Annotated in this window: 19 protein-coding genes; 10 read left to right on the top strand and 9 right to left on the bottom strand. The window is 58.2% G+C overall.

Annotation, left to right across the window (positions count from 1 at the left end; genetic code table 11):
* The first annotated feature begins 46 nt into the window (after positions 1 to 46).
* Complete coding sequence (locus DL239_RS16990) at positions 47 to 1,720, top strand: tetratricopeptide repeat protein (RefSeq protein WP_167685331.1); 1,674 nt, start codon at positions 47 to 49, stop codon at positions 1,718 to 1,720.
* Positions 1,710 to 2,531 carry a 4-(cytidine 5'-diphospho)-2-C-methyl-D-erythritol kinase gene (locus DL239_RS16995; RefSeq protein WP_167685301.1) on the top strand — a complete coding sequence of 274 codons (822 nt, stop codon included), beginning with the start codon at positions 1,710 to 1,712 and terminating at the stop codon, positions 2,529 to 2,531. Before DL239_RS16990 ends, DL239_RS16995 begins: the two co-directional genes overlap by 11 nt.
* An 8-nt stretch (positions 2,532 to 2,539) precedes the next feature.
* On the opposite strand, the gene DL239_RS17000 is transcribed toward DL239_RS16995, so the two are convergent.
* Both DL239_RS17000 and DL239_RS17005 read right to left on the bottom strand, forming a co-directional pair.
* On the bottom strand, positions 2,540 to 3,364 hold the full coding sequence (locus DL239_RS17000) for a pentapeptide repeat-containing protein (RefSeq protein WP_206188505.1): 825 nt from the start codon (positions 3,362 to 3,364) through the stop codon (positions 2,540 to 2,542).
* A 28-nt stretch (positions 3,365 to 3,392) separates the two neighbouring features.
* Positions 3,393 to 4,391 (bottom strand): polyprenyl synthetase family protein, encoded by a 999-nt coding sequence (locus DL239_RS17005; protein WP_167685332.1) that lies wholly within the window; start codon positions 4,389 to 4,391, stop codon positions 3,393 to 3,395.
* 57 nt (positions 4,392 to 4,448) lie between these two features.
* Here DL239_RS17005 and DL239_RS17010 point away from each other — a divergent pair, with 57 nt between their 5' ends.
* The 3 genes from DL239_RS17010 (at position 4,449) to DL239_RS17020 (ending at position 5,764) form a co-directional block, all read left to right on the top strand.
* Complete coding sequence (locus tag DL239_RS17010) at positions 4,449 to 4,664, top strand: putative signal transducing protein (RefSeq protein WP_167685303.1); 216 nt, start codon at positions 4,449 to 4,451, stop codon at positions 4,662 to 4,664.
* Positions 4,661 to 5,434, top strand: a complete 774-nt coding sequence (locus DL239_RS17015) for a tRNA1(Val) (adenine(37)-N6)-methyltransferase (protein WP_167685304.1) — start codon at positions 4,661 to 4,663, stop codon at positions 5,432 to 5,434. Before DL239_RS17010 ends, DL239_RS17015 begins: the two co-directional genes overlap by 4 nt.
* Positions 5,435 to 5,587: 153 nt before the next feature.
* Positions 5,588 to 5,764, top strand: coding sequence for a YdcH family protein (locus DL239_RS17020; protein ID WP_167685305.1), 177 nt, complete (start codon positions 5,588 to 5,590; stop codon positions 5,762 to 5,764).
* Between the two features lie 85 nt (positions 5,765 to 5,849).
* Here the strand turns inward: DL239_RS17020 and yddG are convergent, their stop codons facing one another.
* Both yddG and DL239_RS17030 read right to left on the bottom strand, forming a co-directional pair.
* Positions 5,850 to 6,716, bottom strand: coding sequence for an aromatic amino acid exporter YddG (yddG, locus tag DL239_RS17025; RefSeq protein ID WP_167685306.1), 867 nt, complete (start codon positions 6,714 to 6,716; stop codon positions 5,850 to 5,852).
* On the bottom strand, positions 6,713 to 7,660 hold the full coding sequence (locus DL239_RS17030; protein WP_167685307.1) for a transcriptional regulator GcvA: 948 nt from the start codon (positions 7,658 to 7,660) through the stop codon (positions 6,713 to 6,715). The genes yddG and DL239_RS17030 overlap by 4 nt, the downstream gene beginning before the upstream one ends.
* Positions 7,661 to 7,770: 110 nt before the next feature.
* On the opposite strand from DL239_RS17030, the gene DL239_RS17035 reads away from it, so the two are divergent.
* Complete coding sequence (locus DL239_RS17035; RefSeq protein WP_167685308.1) at positions 7,771 to 7,911, top strand: hypothetical protein; 141 nt, start codon at positions 7,771 to 7,773, stop codon at positions 7,909 to 7,911.
* Positions 7,912 to 8,014: 103 nt separating this feature from the next.
* Here the strand turns inward: DL239_RS17035 and phbB are convergent, their stop codons facing one another.
* The 5 genes from phbB to DL239_RS17060 form a co-directional block, all read right to left on the bottom strand.
* Positions 8,015 to 8,737: an acetoacetyl-CoA reductase gene (phbB, locus tag DL239_RS17040; protein ID WP_167685309.1), complete on the bottom strand. Its 723-nt coding sequence runs from the start codon at positions 8,735 to 8,737 to the stop codon at positions 8,015 to 8,017.
* Positions 8,738 to 9,012: 275 nt separating this feature from the next.
* The gene (locus tag DL239_RS17045) at positions 9,013 to 10,191 is read right to left on the bottom strand and encodes an acetyl-CoA C-acetyltransferase (RefSeq protein ID WP_167685310.1); all 1,179 of its coding nucleotides are present in this window, start codon (positions 10,189 to 10,191) and stop codon (positions 9,013 to 9,015) included.
* Positions 10,192 to 10,427: 236 nt separating this feature from the next.
* Positions 10,428 to 11,267, bottom strand: coding sequence for an EAL domain-containing protein (locus DL239_RS17050; RefSeq protein ID WP_167685311.1), 840 nt, complete (start codon positions 11,265 to 11,267; stop codon positions 10,428 to 10,430).
* 115 nt (positions 11,268 to 11,382) lie between these two features.
* Positions 11,383 to 11,724: a hypothetical protein gene (locus tag DL239_RS17055; protein WP_167685312.1), complete on the bottom strand. Its 342-nt coding sequence runs from the start codon at positions 11,722 to 11,724 to the stop codon at positions 11,383 to 11,385.
* A 69-nt stretch (positions 11,725 to 11,793) separates the two neighbouring features.
* A complete protein-coding gene (locus DL239_RS17060; RefSeq protein WP_167685313.1) occupies positions 11,794 to 12,357 on the bottom strand; it encodes a TlpA disulfide reductase family protein in 564 nt (187 codons plus the stop codon).
* 21 nt (positions 12,358 to 12,378) lie between these two features.
* On the opposite strand from DL239_RS17060, the gene argH reads away from it, so the two are divergent.
* From argH to DL239_RS17080, 4 genes are all read left to right on the top strand, one after another.
* Positions 12,379 to 13,773 (top strand): argininosuccinate lyase, encoded by a 1,395-nt coding sequence (argH, locus tag DL239_RS17065; RefSeq protein ID WP_167685314.1) that lies wholly within the window; start codon positions 12,379 to 12,381, stop codon positions 13,771 to 13,773.
* A 31-nt stretch (positions 13,774 to 13,804) separates the two neighbouring features.
* Positions 13,805 to 13,981: a hypothetical protein gene (locus tag DL239_RS17070; protein WP_167685315.1), complete on the top strand. Its 177-nt coding sequence runs from the start codon at positions 13,805 to 13,807 to the stop codon at positions 13,979 to 13,981.
* Positions 13,982 to 14,371: 390 nt separating this feature from the next.
* Complete coding sequence (lysA, locus tag DL239_RS17075; protein ID WP_167685316.1) at positions 14,372 to 15,640, top strand: diaminopimelate decarboxylase; 1,269 nt, start codon at positions 14,372 to 14,374, stop codon at positions 15,638 to 15,640.
* A gap of 37 nt (positions 15,641 to 15,677) precedes the next feature.
* A complete protein-coding gene (locus tag DL239_RS17080; RefSeq protein WP_167685317.1) occupies positions 15,678 to 18,299 on the top strand; it encodes a TIGR02302 family protein in 2,622 nt (873 codons plus the stop codon).
* Positions 18,300 to 18,337: the final 38 nt, after the last annotated feature.

Genomic DNA, 18,337 nt, shown 5'->3' on the forward strand with positions numbered 1-18,337 from the left:
GACTTTCCCATTCCGACGCGCCGCAACGGCGGCTTTAGCCCTTTCTATGGCATTTGGTGCAGCGGCCCCGGTCGTGGCACAGGAACCTGCTGGTGCATATCTGGCAGGCCGTGCCGCCACCTATGACAGCGATTTTGCAGCCGCCGCCAATTATTACACCCGCGCACTGGTACGTGACCCGCAAAACGCGGTGTTGATGGAAAGCGTGATCTTTGCCCAGATGGCTCTGGGCGAGTTAAGGCGCGCGCAGCCAGTCGCGCAGCGCATGTGGGACGACGGTATCAACAGCCAGATTGCCAATATGGCGATGGTCGGAAACTTTGCTCAGGCGCAAGACTATCAGGCTTTGCTGGATCGGGACTTGGATTTGCAGGGTATTGGCCCTCTGGTGGATGGATTGGTGGCAGCTTGGGCCCATTTGGGCAAAGGTGATGAATCACAAGCCATGGCCGAGTTTGACCGGGTCGCCGAAGACGAAGGCCTTCGGTTGTTTGCGATGTACCACCGGGCGCTTGCGCTGGCCTCGATGGGGGATTTCGAAGCCTCCGAAGCCATGTTTGCAGCTGACGACGGGCGGCTGGCAAAAATCACCCGACGTGCTGTGCTGGCGCGGGTGCAGGTCCTGTCGCAGCTGGGTCGCAATGAGCAGGCGAAGGAATTCCTGACAAGCGCCTTTGGAACCCAGCTTGACCCTGCGTTATCTGTCATCTTTGACCGCCTTACGAACAATGAAACGCTGCCCTTCACCCAAGCGGCTACAGTTACTGATGGCATCGCCGAGGTATTCTACACCGTGGCATCGGCCCTAAGCGGTGAGGCCGCCAATGACTATGTTCTGGTCTATGCCCGTATTGCCTCGGTTCTTAGCCCTGATCACATCGATTCGGTTCTGCTCAGCGCAGATCTTCTGGAAAACCTGGGCCGTTATGACCTGTCAGAAGCCACCTACAAGCAGGTGAAGCCGGGGCACCCTGATTATCACGCAGCCGAAATGGGCCGTGCCGAGGCCCTGCGCCGCGCGGCCAAGCCAGACGCCGCAATCGAGGTCTTGGAGCAGCTGACACGGGAATTCCCCGATCAGGCCAACGTCTATTCCGCATTGGGGGATCTGCTGCGCCAGCAAGAGGATTATGCCAAGGCGGTTACCGCCTATGACACTGCTCTTTCGATTTTGGATCGGGAAAAAGCGTCAAACTGGTTCATTCTCTATGCGCGTGGCATCAGCTATGAACGCCTGCAAAAGTGGGATCTGGCCGAGGCCGATTTCCGCGCCGCGCTGGAGCTGAACCCGGACCGTCCCGAAGTGCTGAACTATCTGGGCTACTCGTTGGTTGAAAAGCAGATCAAGCTGGACGAGGCGCTGGACATGATCGAACGCGCCGTCGCTGCCCGCCCTGACTCTGGCTATATCCGCGATTCTTTGGGCTGGGTTCTGTATCGACTAGGCCGCTACGACGAAGCCAGTATGCATATGGAGCAAGCAGTTGAGCTGATGCCGGTTGACCCGGTGGTCAATGACCACTTGGGCGACGTGTTCTGGGCAGTTGGCCGCTATCTCGAGGCTGAGTTCCAGTGGAAACGGGCGCTCTCGTTTGTAGATCCCGAAGATATCGACAGCGAGGCCGACCCGGACCGCATTCGTCGCAAACTGGAAATTGGTCTGGATGAGGTTCTGGCAGAAGAAGGCGCCGAACCGCTAAAGATGGCCAATGACGGCTAAGGCATTTGCCCCCGCCAAGATCAACCTGACCCTGCATGTGACCGGCCAACGCGCGGACGGGTATCATCTGCTCGACAGTCTGGTGGTCTTTGCGGATGTGGGGGATCATCTGCATCTGACACTGGGCGATCAGCTCTCGGTTGATGTGATGGGCGAGTTCGCTGATGGCGTGCCCACCGATCACCGCAATCTGGTCTGGCAAGCCGCCAAGGGTGCAGGCTGGTCAGGACAGTTAAAGCTGGAGAAATCGCTTCCTCATGGCGCAGGTATTGGTGGCGGATCATCCGATGCCGCGACGGTGCTAAAAACACTAGCCGCTCAAGGTCTACCAACGACTAAGGATTTTCAGCTCTCCCTCGGGGCAGACGTTCCGGTTTGCATGGCCGCGCAGGCGTCGCGCATGCAGGGCATTGGCGACCAGATCGCGCCAGTCAAATTGCCCAAGCTCCCCGCGGTGCTGGTCAATCCCGGTGCCCACGTTCCAACCGGTGCTGTTTTCTCGGCTCTGGCAACACGTGACAACCCGCCCATGCCAAGCCGCATCCCCGAGTTCACCTCGCCACAGGACTGTGCCGTCTGGTTGTCCGAACAGCGCAATGACTTGCAGGAGCCAGCCGCCGGGGTTGCGCCGCAAATTGACCGTGTCCTAGATGCGCTGAAAAGTACCAGAAATCCGTTGCTAGTGCGGATGTCTGGTTCAGGCGCCACGTGTTTTGCGCTCTATCCGACGATGAAAGATGCTCACCACGCGGCCTATGATATCGAAACCGCGCAATCCGACTGGTGGTGTGTCGCGACAGAGCTCAGCTAACAACGGGGTCAGCAGTCATCTGGCGACACATCAATGCCAAGACCGCCAAGTAAATGATACTGCTGCCCGGCTGAAACCATCATGCCAGCATAGCTGTTCAGATCAGACAGCTGAAATCCATCCAGATCACTGCCACGCAGATCCGCCCCGGCGAAATTCGCATCCGTTGTCTCAATGCCAAGCAGGTTGCAGTCGCGCATCACCGCATTGACCAGTCGTGACCGCTGAAACGTGGCGTAGGACAGGTCACAGCCCTCAAACGTGCAGGCGGTCAGGTCCAGCTTATCAAATATGGCGTCCGCCAATTGGCAGGTTTTAAACCGCACCGAACCAAACCTGCGTTTGCCCGACGTCTGCACAAACTTGGTGTTCTCAACGTCCAAACCCCGCATCTGGCAGTCGTCAAACGACAAATCAAAGCCTTCGCAGCCGTTTATCTTGACCATCGCCATATTGCAGTTTGAAAACTTCGCACGGCCCAAGTCGCAATAGCGAAACGCGGTGGCGCTGGCGGTTGCCCCCTCAAAGAACACAGATCCCTCAAATCGGGTGTCCCGCAGGTTGGCGCCTGTGAATTCGCAGTTGATGAACTTGCAGTTGTTCCAGCTGCTGGCGATCAGGGTATCCCCTTTGATCCGGGTGTCACGCAGGGTGCAGTCGTGAAACGACAGCTCGTCCTCGCCATCGACCCACTCAAAGTCAAAGCCGGACAGGTCCTGCCCCGAACACCCGCTCTCACGTTCAATCCTGTCTCGAAGCGCCGTATGCAAATCCCAAACCCCACGCTTCTTTTTGTCAAAATACTCCAGGGGTGAATTGACCCATAGGGTCAAGAGGGGGCAGAGCCCCCTGTAAGCCCACTCAATTTAGCCGTGCAACTACATAATCCGCCAGATCGTGCAGCATATTGCGAATGGGGTGATCCGGCAAAACTGTCAGGGCGTCCTTGGCCTTGTTCGCCCAGCCATAGGCATCATCCCGTGTCGCTGTCAGGGTGCCATACTTGTCCATCAGCCCCAGCGCATGTTCCAGATCGCCGTCTTCCTGGCGACCCTTCTCTATGGTGCGCTTCCAGAAATCGCGCTCTTCATCGGTGGCCTGCGCCACGGCCTTGATCACCGGCAGGGTCAGCTTGCGTTCACGGAAATCATCGCCAACGTTTTTGCCGGTGGCCTTGGTGTCGCCCTGATAGTCGAGCAGATCATCGGCAATCTGAAACGCAATTCCCAGCGCATCGCCATAATCGAACAGGGCCTTAACCTGCGCATCATCAGCGCCAGCAATCACACCGCCCACTTCGGTCGCAGCTGAAAACAGCGCCGCTGTCTTGCCACGCACCACTTGCAAATAGATGTCTTCACCGGTGTTCAAATCCTGCGCCGCCGTCATCTGCAGAACTTCACCTTCGGCAATGGTGGCCGAGGCATTGGCCAGAATGTCCAGCACCTGCAAAGACCCGGTTTCGACCATCAGCTGAAAGCTGCGGGAAAACAGGTAGTCGCCAACCAGAACCGAGGACTTATTATCCCACAACAGATTGGCAGTGGGACGGCCCCGGCGCTGGCCGCTTTCATCAACCACATCATCGTGCAGCAGGGTTGCGGTGTGAATGAACTCAACCGTGGCGGCCAGCTTCAGGTGATGTTCGCCCTCATAGCCGCACAGTTTTGCCGCGGCGAGGGTCAGCATCGGGCGTAACCGCTTGCCGCCGGCCTCTACCAGATGCGCTGTGACCTCAGGAATGCGCGGCGCGTGCTTCGATGCCATTCGGGTCTGGATCAGCGTGTTCACCGCGTCCATTTCACCGCTAAGGGTCGCCGCCAATTGTTCATGTGGCTTTTGTGCAAGGCTCTGGTTCATCACATTCCCGATTGCAAGGCTCGACATCCGGCCGCCCTTGCCCTTAGATCCCATCTTATGAAGGAACTTTTGCGCAGCACCGACCCAACAATTATGGCCTTTGCCTCTGCCCTTCTTCAGGGGGAGGATATAGACTGCTTTCAGGTGGACGTAAATATGAGCATTCTAGAGGGTGGCATCGGAATTTTCCCGCGTCGTCTGATGGTTCGGGTCGATGACCACGCCGCAGCTGAACGTGTAATGCGCGACAATGAAATCCCCCTTGGCTTATGAGCGATTTTAACGACAGCACCCTGACCTGTAACGACTTCCTTGGTGGCAAGGTCCGGTTATGGCAGCCCAAAGATGGCTATCGCGCCGGGGTGGATCCGGTGTTGCTGGCGGCCAGTGTGCCAGCCCGGCCCAAGCAGCGGGTGCTAGAGCTGGGCTGCGGGGCAGGGCAGGTTCTGTTGTGCCTTGGGGCGCGGGTCGCGGGTCTGGACCTGACCGGGGTAGAGTTGCAGCCAGATTATGCCCAGCTGGCCCGTCGAAACGGGGCAGAGAACGGTATCGACCTGTTGGTCGAGCAATGTGATTTGGCGGGCCTGCCCGAAGAACTGCGTCAGCGTCAGTTTGATCACGTTCTGGCCAATCCACCGTATTTCTCACGCGGGGCGCACAGCCCGTCAACCGATGCCGGGCGGGCGACCGCCTTGGGGGAACAGACACCGCTGTCGGATTGGATCGAGGTAGCCGCGAAACGGCTGGCGCCGCAGGGCATGCTGCACATGATCCAGCGGATTGACCGGCTTCCTGAGATGCTGATCGCCTGCGACGGGCGGCTGGGGTCAATTGAGGTGCTGCCACTGGCTGCGCGGGTGGGGCGTGCCCCTGAATTGCTGATTCTACGGGCCCGCAAATCTGGCCGGGCCGCATTCCGTCTGCACGCACCGCTCATCCTGCACAAAGGTGACCGGCACGAGGTGGATGGCGACAGTTATCAACCCTGTATTGCAGCCGTTCTTCGCAAGGGCGAAGCCCTGGAATGGCCCGGATCGCGTTAGTGCTGCGCGGTGCATTGCCGCAGGCCGGTACTTACCGGCAATAACTAGCCTAAAAGACTCAAACTCATGACAAAATAATGCGCCTGCAGCGTGACAGTTGCGATTTGTTGTGGTCCACTCATTCGGCAAACTAAGCTTTTAAGGAGGATTGCCATGAGCCTCAGCTCACATCTGGTTGAACTGAAAAAGAAGCACGATGCCCTAAGTGAAGAAGTGGAAGTTGCGCAACGCGCACCCAGCACGGACGGGCTCGAAATCGCCGAGATGAAAAAGCAGAAGCTGAAACTCAAGGAAGAGATCGAACGTTTATCAACGGCCGAACTGACCTAGCGTGATGTGGGTAGGGGCCTGATGGCCCCCGCCCAACCGTTATCGAATACAATCGACCCTTATCTGCCGCGTCGGATGCTTCGCGTCAGCGTAGGGATGCGCTGGCCCGTGCCGCAATAATTGCACCAAGGGTGATCAACCCCGCCGCCACCGCCAGTCCCCATGATGGGGCTGCAATCCCGGCAATGACCAATACCAAGGTAGACAACAGTGGCGCGCTGTAGGAACTGGTGCCTAGCATTTGTATGTCGCCCTGTTTGACGCCAATATCCCAGACATAGAACGCCAATCCTACTGGACCCAGTCCCAACAACAGGGTTGCACCCCAACCGACGGGTCCAATCGGCCAGACCGTGTCCTCAATCGCAAAATGCAGCCCCCACGAAGCCACAGCAGAGACACAGCAGAATACCGCAACCGAACTGGTTGGCGCTGTTCCTATCAAGCGGGAGATCACCGAGTACCCCGACCATGTCAGCGCGCACAGTAGCGCCAGCCCGTAGCCGGGCAGATACTGCATCTGAAACCCGGTTCCGCCACCGGCAATGATTGTAGCCGCCCCAACAAACCCCAGTGCAGCGCCGATTAGGTGCCCTCGGCGCAGGGTCTCTCCGGGTAGCAACCCGGAAAACAATACGATCAGCAGCGGCCACAGATAGGCAATCAGCCCAGCCTCGGCCGCAGGGGCCAGTCGCAGAGCCGAGAAATACAATGCGTGATAGCCAAACAAGCCGACAGAGCCAAAAGCATAGACTTTCCATGAGACACGGCGCAATTGCCCCAGTTGGCCAGCGGCTGTGGTCCAGATCAGCCCAAGGGTGCCGCCGATACTAAAGCAGATGGCGTTCAGCAATAGGGGCGGGGTTGGGGCCGAGCCAACGGTGAGAAGGGCCAGAAGCGACCATAACAAAACGGCGACAAAGCCGATTGCAGTTGCCTTGGGTTTGGTCATGCTGGGGGGATGTCCTCGATTGGAATAATAGTTAAAGCCTCTGAAATATGCGCAGTTTTCTCAATCTCTGCGAATATCCATTCCCGAAAAGCGGCGATCTGCGGTTTTGACTCGGATCCCATGGCGCATAGAAACCGAAAATGGGCTTTGGATTCCAGAGCTGTTTTGAATGGGGCGACTAAACGTCCTTCATTCAGGTCCTTAAGCACCATAGCACGACGACCCAAGGCAACGCCTGCGCCATTTATCGCCGCGTCAACCACATGGTCGGCCTGCGAAAAATAGGCACCATGTTCCGGGATGTGATGGATCCCTTGTGATCGAAACCAAGCAGGCCAATCGCAAGGTGGGTTCAGAAAATTGACGGACTCGTCAAATAGCAATGGTGCCTCCGTCAGGCTTTCTGGTGTGGTGTAGCGTTCTGCCAGTTCTGGGGACATTACCGGCAGTACCCACTCACGGCGCAGGGGGCGCGACCACAGATCCGGATCAGGGCCATATCCAAAACGAATTGCCACATCGACTTCATCAAGGGTGAAGTCTTCCCTTCGCAGCGTAGCTGAAAATCTTAAATCAATGTCAGGATGGGCGCGGGCAAATTCATAAAGACGTGGAGCCAGCCATTTGGCGGTAAAGGCCGGGCCAGCTGTCACAGTCAACGTGGTATTGTCCTGCAGGCGTCGTGCGGCACTCCACGCTGCTGACAGTGCGCGAAACCCATCTGCTGCACCGGGGGCAAGTGTGCGTCCGGCTTCGGTCAATTCGACTTTGCGGTTCAGGCGATGGAACAGGGGCTGACCCAGATGTTCTTCCAGTGATTTGATCTGAAACGACAGGGCCGCCGGTGTGACATTCAACTCTGCTGCGGCATGGGCGAATGACATGTGGCGGGCGGCGGCATCAAAGGCGCGCAGGGCAGTAAGCGGAGGGAGGCGGTTCAACATCTCACACAAGTATTACTTAACTGATCTAATGAAAAGTCTCGTTTGTAGGTTCTTTTAGCAGTCGTCATATTGGCTACAGATAAACAAGCCTGAATCGAAGGAGCCTCGCCATGCTGGAATATAACGCAAATGCCGCCACCAGAGACGCCATCGCCCGTGCCCACGCTGAGCGTGGACAAATGATGCGTGATGCATGGAATTGGCTTTGGCGCTCTCGCAAGTCGGGCGCGGTCAAGGCTGTGACCGTTTGATCAGGATACGACTTTCCGCTGAACGCAGCGCGCGCGTTCTTACGGGATACAGAAAGGGCCGGTCCATATGGGCCGGCCCTTGTTGCTTTTGACGGTCTAGATCTTAGACAAAGAACTGCGCGCCATTGGCCGAAATGGTCGAGCCGTTGACAAAGCCTGAGTCATCGGAGGCCAGGAAGACCACGCAACGTGCGATCTCTTCGGGCTCACCCAGTCGACCTGTGGGGATCTGCGAGATAATGCTGTCGCGCACTTTCTCGGGCACGGCCATCACCATTTCAGTGGCGATATAGCCGGGGCAGATGGCGTTGGCGGTAATGCCCGCACGTGCGCCCTCTTGAGCCAGTGATTTCACAATCCCCAGATCGCCAGCCTTGGTGGCGGCATAGTTGACCTGCGCGAACTGACCTTTTTGACCGTTGATCGAGCTGATCACGATAACCCGGCCAAACTTGCGCTCACGCATACCGGGCCAGATTGGGTGCACAGTGTTGAACACGCCGGTCAGGTTGGTGTCGACCACCTGGTGCCACTGTTCGGGTGTCATCTTATGGAACGGTGCGTCGCGGGTGATGCCGGCATTGGCGACCACAACATCAATCGGGCCAAGATCTGCTTGGACCTTTGCGATCCCGGCACTGCTTTCTTCATAGTCCGCAACATTCCACTTGTAGGTCTTGATGCCGGTCTCTTCGGTAAATGCGGCGGCTGCTTGGTCATTCCCGGCATAGGTGGCGGCCACAGTGTAGCCTTCGGCCTTAAGCGCCTGAGAAATTGCTGCGCCGATACCGCGTGTTCCGCCGGTGACGAGAGCTGTTCGTGCCATATAGAGAATCCCTTGGTAAAGTTTCACTTAGTAATCTTGCTACGAATTTAGTCCTACACGCGCAATATTATTGCGCAAGGAAAAATGCTGCATTGCCGCACAATTGTCGCATGCGAGATGTGACATGGGCGTGAAAAGCTTAGCTGCTTATCGGCAATTTACCAAATCTGCCGAACCGGAGCCTTGATTTGCAGCAATAATCAGCGCGAATTCCGGGCGCGCAAAGAAAAAGGGCGCCCAAAGGACGCCCTTAATAGAATCAGTGGTGTGCCGGGTTATGGGCGTTCAACGCACAACGCGACACCCATGCCGCCGCCGATGCACAGAGTGGCAAGGCCCTTTTGGGCGTCGCGGCGCTGCATTTCAAACAGCAAGGTGTTCAGAACACGACAGCCCGAGGCGCCGATGGGGTGGCCAATGGCAATGGCGCCACCGTTGACGTTGACGATCTCAGGATCCCAACCCATTTCCTTGTTAACGGCACAGGCCTGTGCGGCAAAGGCTTCGTTGGCTTCAACCAGATCCAGATCACCAGCGCTCCAACCCGCTTTCTCTAGCGCTTTGCGTGACGCATAGACCGGGCCAACGCCCATGATCGATGGGTCCAGACCGACAGTGGCATAGGACGCGATGCGTGCCAGTGGGGTGATGCCACGCTTTTCCGCGTTGTCGGCTGACATCAGCAGCGTCGCCGCAGCACCATCGTTCAGGCCGGATGCGTTGGCCGCTGTGACCGAACCGCCATCACGCACAAAGGCAGGGCGCAGTTTTTGCATGGCTTCCATAGTGGCGCCGTGGCGGATGTATTCGTCCTGATCGACAACAATGTCACCCTTGCGGTGCTTCACTGTGAAGGCGGTGATCTCATCGGCAAACTTGCCAGCCTTTTGTGCAGCCTCGGCTTTGTTCTGCGAGGCAACCGCAAAAGCATCCTGCTCATCGCGTGAGATTTCGTACTTGTTGGCAACGTTTTCAGCGGTTTGACCCATGTGGTAGCCGTTGAATGCATCCCACAGACCGTCGCGGATCATGGTGTCGATGTATTTCATGTCGCCCATTTTGTGACCGGCACGCAGATGTGCGGCATGGGGCGATAGGGTCATGTTTTCCTGACCACCAGCAGCGACGATTTCAGCGTCACCCAGCATGATGTGTTGTGCGCCCAAGGCTACAGCGCGCAACCCGGAACCACAAACCTGGTTCAAACCCCAGGCCGAGGATTCAATCGGCAGGCCAGCGTTAACGTGGGCCTGACGGGCAGGGTTCTGGCCCTGCGCAGCAGTCAGCACCTGACCAAGAATAGTTTCGGATACTTCACCGCGTTCAATACCGGCGCGCTCGACGACGGCTTGCAGAACAGTGGCCCCCAGATCGTGGGCTGGTGTGTTGGCGAAGGCTCCGCCAAAGCTGCCAACGGCGGTACGCGCGGCGGATGCAATTACAACATTGGTCATTTATGTGGGTCCTCTGCCATCAAATATGCGACGGGAGAATGTACAGAGTTGGTGGTGCTGTTTGCAGGCGCAGCATCTGACATTTCCCTCCCTTACTGGGGTCAAAATAGCGAATTGCTGCAAGTGCAGCAATTCGCAGGGTGTCTCAGAGGGGGGCGTCGAGTCAATTGCGTAAACAGAAAAATACCCGGTTCCAATAAAACCGGGTATTTCTACGTAGCAAATTCGGGGCGTAATCAGGCGCGGGTGCGCTTTTTCAGGTCATCGATCCAGGGTGGGTTGACCGAGGGTGCACCAAACAGGAAGCCCTGCAGGCAATCGACCCCGATCGATACCAGAAACTCAGCATCCTCGCGGTTTTCGACGGATTCAGCCACCACCAGCATGTCAAACTGCTTGGCCACCGACACCAGCGCCCGCGTCATCGCCTGATTGTCATGGTTGGCATGTACGCCGCGGATGAACTGGCCGTCGATTTTGACCGCATCAAAGAAGAAATCACGGAAGTACTTGATAACAGAAGTTCCGGCGCCAAAACTATCCAGCGCAAAGGCGATGCCGTGTTCCTGCATCCGGCCCATAAAGTCGACCACCAGTTCCGGTGCGGCCATCGCCGAAGCCTCGGACATTTCAAGCACAAGACGTTCACCCAGCGTGGCGTCTTTTCTCATGAAGCGTTCGACAACTCGGGTCCAACGGCCATATCCGATTGACCGGGCAGACATGTTGATCGACAGGCGGATGTCGGGACTGCGAGCCAGCGCCTTGAAACCGTGCTCAAGCGCCAGGCAGTCCAGTACGCGGCCGGTTTCCTTGTCTTCCACCAGCGGCATGAAATCACGCGCGGGAATCACCCGGCCTGTTGCGTCCAGCACCCGGATGTACCCCTCGTAGAAAGCGGGTTCATGGGGGGGGAGGGCCTGCATGACAGGCTGATACGCCAGCATGGTCTGGTTGTGCTTGATTGCCTCTTCCACCATGCTCAGCGTGGATTGGTCCCGGCCTACCACGGCAGCATTTAGCGGGTTCTCAGACCCCTCAGGCATATCCGCCTTGATTCGTTGCTGCTTTTTCACCTTCTGGTCCTCATCACTTATCGAGACAGTATCCGTTGATCGTTATCGAGCAAGGTCCGTTAAAAGGGTGAAGACGTGATTAAAGATCGCTTTTTAATGAAACATATTCAGATGCCTACACGGCCATTTCCAACTGCTCGGGTAGGGATAGCAAGTCGCGCTGAACAATTCGTTCAACAAATGGCACCAGCCCGTCGGGCCCCGAAGTGCGATCTTTCAGGTGAATGCAGACGTCAGGCCGCATCTCGGCGATGATGCCGATCAGGTCGCCCCGAATGACATCGTCCAGCCCGGCGCCCATGATAACACAGGCGATGCGCGGTTCAGTTTCTAACTGGCGCACCACCTCGGCGTGATCATGTGCGCCCAGCCATTCGATGGGCAGGTGATCCAACTGCTGTGCTACATCGCCAACCACATGCGGCAGGCGGCCTATCAATAAAACAACGGGATGCATGGTGTTGTCCTCTGTGAATACGGTCGACGCCCCGGATGTCGGGGCAAACACAGAGGACAAGATAGTGCGTTATTGCTCGGCGATCAGGGCAGACAGAATCGCCTTGGCGCTGTCGCTGTCCCATTCCGCATCACCACGAAGTCGGGCAATCTCGCGCCCCTCGCGGTCCAGAATGACAGTGATCGGCAAGCCAAGTACCGCCATTTCACGGGCCAGCGCCTGTTTCGGGTCCTGATGGCGGGGCAGGTTGGCGATGCCGGCTTCTTCAAAGAATTTGACAATGCCGGCGGGTGAGTTGCGGCCGGTGGCCAGGGTCACGACTTCAAAATCGTCGCCGCCCAATTCCACTTGCAACTCTTCCAGCATTGGCATTTCGGCCCGACAAGGCGCGCACCAAGTCGCCCAAAAGTTCAGCAAGACAATTTTGCCTTTGTATTCAGCCAAAGTGCCAGTACCGGCGTCATCTGCCAGAAAGAACTCCTTGTCCGAAACAGGCTTAGGCTCGCTGTGAAAGTTCAGTTTCTTCATGTCGCCGACGCGCATCGCCTCTAGCGTCGGAAGATCGATGGCAAGGGCAGCATTTGCACCCAAGCTCAGAGCGATATAAAGGGGGATCAGACGTAACAGACGCATTTTATCTCCGGGTATCTTACCATGACAGACCAATCCTCGAACCAAATGTGGGGCGGCCGCTTTGCCGCTGGCCCGGACGCGATCATGGAGGCAATTAATGCCTCGATCGGATACGATCAGCGGATGGCGGCGCAAGACATTGCCGGCTCGCGGGCCCATGCAGCGATGCTCGCTGCAACAGGCGTGATCACCGATAACGATGCCGAGGCGATCAGGGAAGGCCTGCTCACCGTATTGTCAGAGATTGATAGCGGAACTTTCCAGTTTTCCACCGCGCTAGAGGACATCCACATGAATGTGGAGGCCCGTCTGAAGGAAATCATCGGCGAACCTGCGGGTCGTTTGCACACTGGCCGGTCGCGTAACGATCAGGTCGCAACTGACTTTAAACTTTGGGTTCGTGATCAGCTGGACGCGGCCGAGGCTGGCCTGCTGGCACTGATCAAGGCGCTGCTGGCGCAGGCTGAGGCCGGTGCCGATTGGGTGATGCCCGGTTTCACCCACCTGCAGGTGGCGCAGCCGGTGACTTGGGGCCACCACATGATGGCCTATGTCGAAATGTTTGGTCGCGATCTGTCCCGCGTACGTGATGCCCGCGCCCGGATGAACGAATCACCGCTGGGTGCTGCGGCTCTGGCGGGGACGTCTTTCCCGATTGACCGCGACATGACCGCATCCGCGCTGGGCTTTGACCGCCCCGCCGCCAACTCACTGGATGCAGTTTCGGATCGTGATTTTGCGTTGGAGTTCCTGAGTGCCGCATCCATTTGCGCCGTTCACCTGTCCCGCTTTGCCGAAGAACTGGTGATCTGGTCCACAGCCCAGTTCCGCTTTGTCACCCTGTCAGATCGGTTCTCGACCGGATCGTCGATCATGCCGCAGAAAAAGAACCCTGATGCCGCCGAGCTTATCCGCGCCAAGGTGGGCCGGATCTTTGGCGCCAACACCGCGCTGATGATGGTGATGAAGGGGCTGCCGCTGGCCTATTCCAAGGATATGCAGGAAGACAAAGAGCAGGTGTTCGACGCCGCCGACAACTGGATGCTGGCGCTAGCGGCGATGGAGGGCATGGTGAAAGACATGACCGCCAACCGCGACTCTCTGGCTGCGGCGGCTGGCTCTGGTTTTTCAACCGCGACTGATCTGGCTGACTGGATGGTTCGGGTGCTTAAGGTGCCGTTCCGCGATGCGCACCATGTCACCGGTACATTGGTCGCCATGGCCGAAAGCCGCGGCTGTGATCTGCCGGACCTGAGCCTTGAGGATATGCAGGGTGTGCATGCCGGGATCACGGCTGACATCTTTACTGTTCTGGGGGTTGAAAACTCGGTAAACTCACGCATGTCCTATGGCGGTACAGCCCCGGCGCAGGTGCGTCAGCAGGTGGCCCGCTGGACAGACATTATCGGCGCGTGACCTGCTTGCAGGACTGGAAGGAGACCGGACGATGCACAGATTGATTTTATCATTGATGGCAGTGGTCGCTTTGACCGCCTGTGGCGTTGACGGCGAACCGGTGCAACCGACACTAAACGCTGGTGTTGGGGTCTCTAGCAGCGGTGTAAATGTCGGCGGTGCTGTTGGCCTGCATAAAGGACCAATGAGCCTCTATCTCGGGTTCTGATCTTGTCCTTCTGACCTAGACAAAAATCTCCCGCCCCTGCGGGGTGCCTCAGCTGACGCTGAAGCCCCTTGCAGTGTTGGGCCCGGCGCCGCGCTTTGCGCGGCGTTTTCTTTTTGCTGAGAGGTTCCTGAAGGGCAGGTCTGCCCCTCAGGAACCAGTTCAATTGTGTGACTTGCCATCCCCGCCTCAAGGATGAACCGCGCAAGCGCGGCCGCGATGCGGTCCTTGACCCGGGGCTGACAGGGGAAGTGCGCGCCGCACCGCAGGGGCGGCGCTAGGCCCAACGGGGGACGGGCATCTTTGATGTCCGGCCACGGGCGGGAGCGTTTGGATGAGGGGAATGCAGCGGAATCAATTGATCTGGCCCCTAAAATCGGTCTATGCGCAGGCATGGATCATTTTCTTTATCGCGACGGCGCGCTTTACGCCGAGGATGTTCCGGTAGCCGAGATTGCGGCTGCCGTTGGTACCCCGTTTTACGTCTATTCCACCGCAACGCTGCAGCGACACTTTCGGCTGTTTGACGATGCGCTGGATGGGATTGACCATCTGGTCTGCTATGCGATGAAGGCGGCCAGCAATCAGGCGATCCTGAAAACGCTGGCGCAGGTCGGCGCGGGCATGGATGTGGTCAGTCAGGGCGAATATCTGCGTGCCAAGGCGGCCGGCGTTCCCGGCGACAAGATCGTGTTTTCCGGTGTTGGCAAAACAGCCGAGGAAATCCGCGTAGCGCTGAGCGGTGGCATTCGCCAGTTCAACGTCGAATCCGAGCCTGAGATGGAAGTGATCAACGCCGTGGCCTTGGAGCTGGGCGTGGTGGCGCCGATCACAGTGCGGGTGAACCCGGATGTGGATGCCAAGACCCATGCCAAGATCGCCACTGGCAAATCCGAGAACAAATTTGGCATTCCGATTTCCCGAGCGGTGGAGGTTTATGCCCGCGCTGCGGCCCTGCCGGGGCTAGAGGTGATTGGGATCGACGTGCACATCGGGTCTCAGCTGACTGACTTGGAGCCGTTCCGCCTGGCCTATCAAAAGGTGGCGGAACTGACCGAGGTGTTACGGGCCGAAGGGCACAATATTCGCCGTCTGGATCTGGGTGGTGGTTTGGGCATTCCTTATCATACGCAGTCCAACGATGCGCCGCCCTTGCCTGTGGAATATGGCATGCTGATCAAGCACACTCTGGGACATCTGGGCTGTGAAATTGAGATTGAGCCGGGCCGGTTGATCGCGGGCAATGCGGGGATGCTGATCAGCGAAGTGATCTATGTGAAATCCGGCGAGGACCGGGATTTCCTGATTATTGATGGGGCTATGAACGATCTGATCCGTCCGGCGATGTACGAGGCGCATCATGATATCATTCCCGTCGTCGAACCTGCGGCAGGTATCGAAAGCCAGCCCTATGACATCGTTGGTCCGGTCTGCGAAAGTGGTGATACCTTTGCCAAGCAGCGTGACCTGCCACCGATGGCGGCTGGCAATCTGATCGCGTTTCGCAGTGCCGGGGCCTATGGCGCGGTGATGGCAAGCGAGTACAACTCGCGCCCCCTGATCCCCGAGGTTCTGGTGAATGGCGATCAATTCGCGGTTATCCGCGCACGCCCGACCTTTGACGAAATGATAAATCGCGATAGCATACCCGAGTGGCTCTGACGCGATCCGGCGTCGACCCTCAGGAGATCATCGACAAATGGGTGCATATCCGCGGCTTGATCCAAAACTGAAGTCTCTGCGTTGGCCGCTATGGCTGACGCGGATGGGGATGATTGCGGAAACCAGCCTGCGCGCCTTTTGGCCCTTGGCCTCGGTTGTCATGCTGGCACTGGCCTCGCTGATGTTGGGGCTGCATGACATGCTGTCGGTGGAACTGGTGTGGTCAGGGGCTGTTGTCGCGCTTTTGGGTGCGGTGATCGCGCTGGTCAGGGGCGTGCGAAAGCTGCAGTGGCCCAGTCGGGCGCAGGCGATGGCGCGTTTGGATGAAACGCTACCGGGGCGGCCTATCAATGCATTGATGGATGCGCAGGCTATAGGCGGTGATGACGCGGCCTCGACCCAGCTGTGGCAGGCGCACCAGCGACGTATGGCAGAGCGTGCGGCCAAGGCCCGTGCGCCGCAGCCTAACTTGCGGATTGCAGCGGCTGACCCTTATGCGCTGCGCTATGTGGCAATGCTGGCCCTGGTGGTGGCCTTGCTGTTTGGATCGATCTGGCGGGTTGGTACGGTACGCGATTTGGGGCCGGGTGCGGCATCTGCGATGAGCGGGCCAACCTGGGAGGGCTGGTTGCAGCCGCCTCGGTATACTGGTCTGCCAACGCTGTATCTGAACGATGTTAATAACGCGAATTTGGAGCTGCCACAGGGCAGTACGGTGACGTTGCGATTCTATGGTCAGGCCGGGTCGCTGACACTGGCTGAAACTGTGTCTGGTCGCACCGGAGAGCTTCCGTCGGCGGCGGATGCGCAGCAAGAGTTCACAGTGAACCAAGCCGGTGATCTGGCAATCGAGGGCGTCGGTGGCCAAAGCTGGCAGGTTGAGGTGATTGGGGATAGTCCACCACAGATTTCGGTCGCGGGTGAGCCCGAGATAGAACCAGATGGCACCATGTCACTGCCGTTTGCGGCGATGGATGATTATGGGGTAGCCGGGGGCGAGGTGCGCATTGCACTGGATATGCTGGCAGTGGACCGTCGGCATGGCCTAGCGGCGGCCCCTGACCCGCGGGACGAAATTGTGCTGGATCTGCCGTTGCCGTTGTCAGGGGACCGGCGTGATTTTGTTGAGCACCTGATTGACGATTTCTCGCAGCACCCTTGGGCCAATCTGCCCGTGACCTACACATTTGAAGCACATGATGCGGCTGAGCAGAAGGGCGAGACAGCTGGCTTTGGGGCGCCGCTGCTGGCGCGGCGGTTCTTTGATCCGTTGGCAGCGGCCGTGGTCGAACAGCGGCGGGATTTGTTGTGGTCGCGTAGCAATGCAGGGCGGATTGCTCAGATCATGCGGACGCTGACCCATAAACCCGAGGGACAGTTTCGCAGTCCGTCGGCTTATCTGCGGATGCGGATGATCCTGCGGCGGTTGGAGAGTTATACAGCAGCTGGGCTAACGCCTGAATATCAGAATGAGATCGCGGCAGCGCTGTGGGATCTGGCGCTGATGCTGGAAGATGGCGATGTCGGCGATGCGTTGGAACGGCTGCGGCGGGCTCAGGAACGGCTAAGTCAGGCGATGCGCGATGGCGCCAGCGATCAGGAAATCGCCGAGCTGATGCAAGAGCTGCGTGAAGCGACTGAGGATTACATGCGCCAATTGCAACGTCAGGCCGAGGCCAATGGCGAGGTGATGGAGCAGGGCCAGATGCCCGAGAACATGATGCAGCTATCGCAGGATGATCTGCAGGCAATGATGGACCGCATTCAGGAACTGATGGAGCAGGGCCGCATGGCCGAGGCCGAGCAGGCGTTGCGGGAATTGCAGGAGCTGATGGAAAACATGCGCGTCACCGAAAGCCAGCAAGGGCAGGGTGGCAGCGAAGGTCAGCAGGCGATGGAAGGTCTTGCGGAGACACTGAAAGAGCAGCAGGGGCTGTCGGATCAGGCGTTCCGCGATCTGCAGGAACAGTTCAATCCCGGCGCTGGCAAAGGTGAGAGCGAGCAAAATCAGGGTCGCAATGGCGGGCTGGGCCGAGGTCAGAACCACGAGGGTGGTCAGGGCGGTGATAGCCAGCAGGGCCAACAGCAGGGTGGCTCTCAGGAAGGCCAAGATGGCAGTTCCCAATCTGGCCAAGGGCAGGCTGGCGCGCAATCGCCGGGCGACTCTCTGGCTGAGCGTCAGCAAGCGTTGCGTGAGGAATTGCAGCGCCAGAAGAATGGCTTGCCGCTGGGCAGCGGTGAAGAAGGTGATGCCACGCGTCAGTCACTTGAAGATGCAGGGCGTGCGATGGAAGGGGCGCAAGAGGCGTTGGAGCAGGGTGATTTTGCTGAGGCAATCGATCAGCAGGCTGAAGCAATGGAACGGTTGCGCGAGGGAATGCGTGCCTTGGGCGAAGCATTGGCAGAACAGCAGCAACCCGGTCAGGCGGGTAGCCAGTCGGGTCGCAGCACCGCCAGTCAGGGTAGCCGGATGGATCCGCTAGGTCGTGACCAGCCCGAAGGGCGCAATGGAACGGGTGATGATGGCAGCCGCATAGGCGAAGGTAGTGCCTATCGTCGGGCATGGGATTTGTTAGAGGAAATCCGACGCCGTGCAGATGAGCAGGAGCGCAGTGAGCAAGAGCGTGGGTATCTTCAGCGGTTGCTGGACCGGTTCTAAGGGCTGGCTGCGCGTGCAAACACGCAGCCTACACGGGT

Source organism: Parasedimentitalea denitrificans (assembly GCF_011813015.1).
Lineage (GTDB): Bacteria > Pseudomonadota > Alphaproteobacteria > Rhodobacterales > Rhodobacteraceae > Parasedimentitalea > Parasedimentitalea denitrificans.

Coding starts and splice junctions, on each gene's coding strand:
- DL239_RS17035 (WP_167685308.1), top strand. CDS start 7,771: ATGCTGGAATATAACGCAAATGCCGCCACCAGAGACGCCATCGCCCGT.
- yddG (WP_167685306.1), bottom strand. CDS start 6,716: ATGACCAAACCCAAGGCAACTGCAATCGGCTTTGTCGCCGTTTTGTTA.
- DL239_RS17005 (WP_167685332.1), bottom strand. CDS start 4,391: ATGAACCAGAGCCTTGCACAAAAGCCACATGAACAATTGGCGGCGACC.
- DL239_RS17070 (WP_167685315.1), top strand. CDS start 13,805: ATGCACAGATTGATTTTATCATTGATGGCAGTGGTCGCTTTGACCGCC.
- DL239_RS16990 (WP_167685331.1), top strand. CDS start 47: ATGGCATTTGGTGCAGCGGCCCCGGTCGTGGCACAGGAACCTGCTGGT.
- DL239_RS17045 (WP_167685310.1), bottom strand. CDS start 10,191: ATGACCAATGTTGTAATTGCATCCGCCGCGCGTACCGCCGTTGGCAGC.
- DL239_RS17080 (WP_167685317.1), top strand. CDS start 15,678: ATGGGTGCATATCCGCGGCTTGATCCAAAACTGAAGTCTCTGCGTTGG.
- phbB (WP_167685309.1), bottom strand. CDS start 8,737: ATGGCACGAACAGCTCTCGTCACCGGCGGAACACGCGGTATCGGCGCA.
- DL239_RS17060 (WP_167685313.1), bottom strand. CDS start 12,357: ATGCGTCTGTTACGTCTGATCCCCCTTTATATCGCTCTGAGCTTGGGT.
- argH (WP_167685314.1), top strand. CDS start 12,379: ATGACAGACCAATCCTCGAACCAAATGTGGGGCGGCCGCTTTGCCGCT.
- DL239_RS17010 (WP_167685303.1), top strand. CDS start 4,449: ATGAAGGAACTTTTGCGCAGCACCGACCCAACAATTATGGCCTTTGCC.
- DL239_RS16995 (WP_167685301.1), top strand. CDS start 1,710: ATGACGGCTAAGGCATTTGCCCCCGCCAAGATCAACCTGACCCTGCAT.
- lysA (WP_167685316.1), top strand. CDS start 14,372: ATGGATCATTTTCTTTATCGCGACGGCGCGCTTTACGCCGAGGATGTT.
- DL239_RS17020 (WP_167685305.1), top strand. CDS start 5,588: ATGAGCCTCAGCTCACATCTGGTTGAACTGAAAAAGAAGCACGATGCC.
- DL239_RS17055 (WP_167685312.1), bottom strand. CDS start 11,724: ATGCATCCCGTTGTTTTATTGATAGGCCGCCTGCCGCATGTGGTTGGC.
- DL239_RS17015 (WP_167685304.1), top strand. CDS start 4,661: ATGAGCGATTTTAACGACAGCACCCTGACCTGTAACGACTTCCTTGGT.
- DL239_RS17030 (WP_167685307.1), bottom strand. CDS start 7,660: ATGTTGAACCGCCTCCCTCCGCTTACTGCCCTGCGCGCCTTTGATGCC.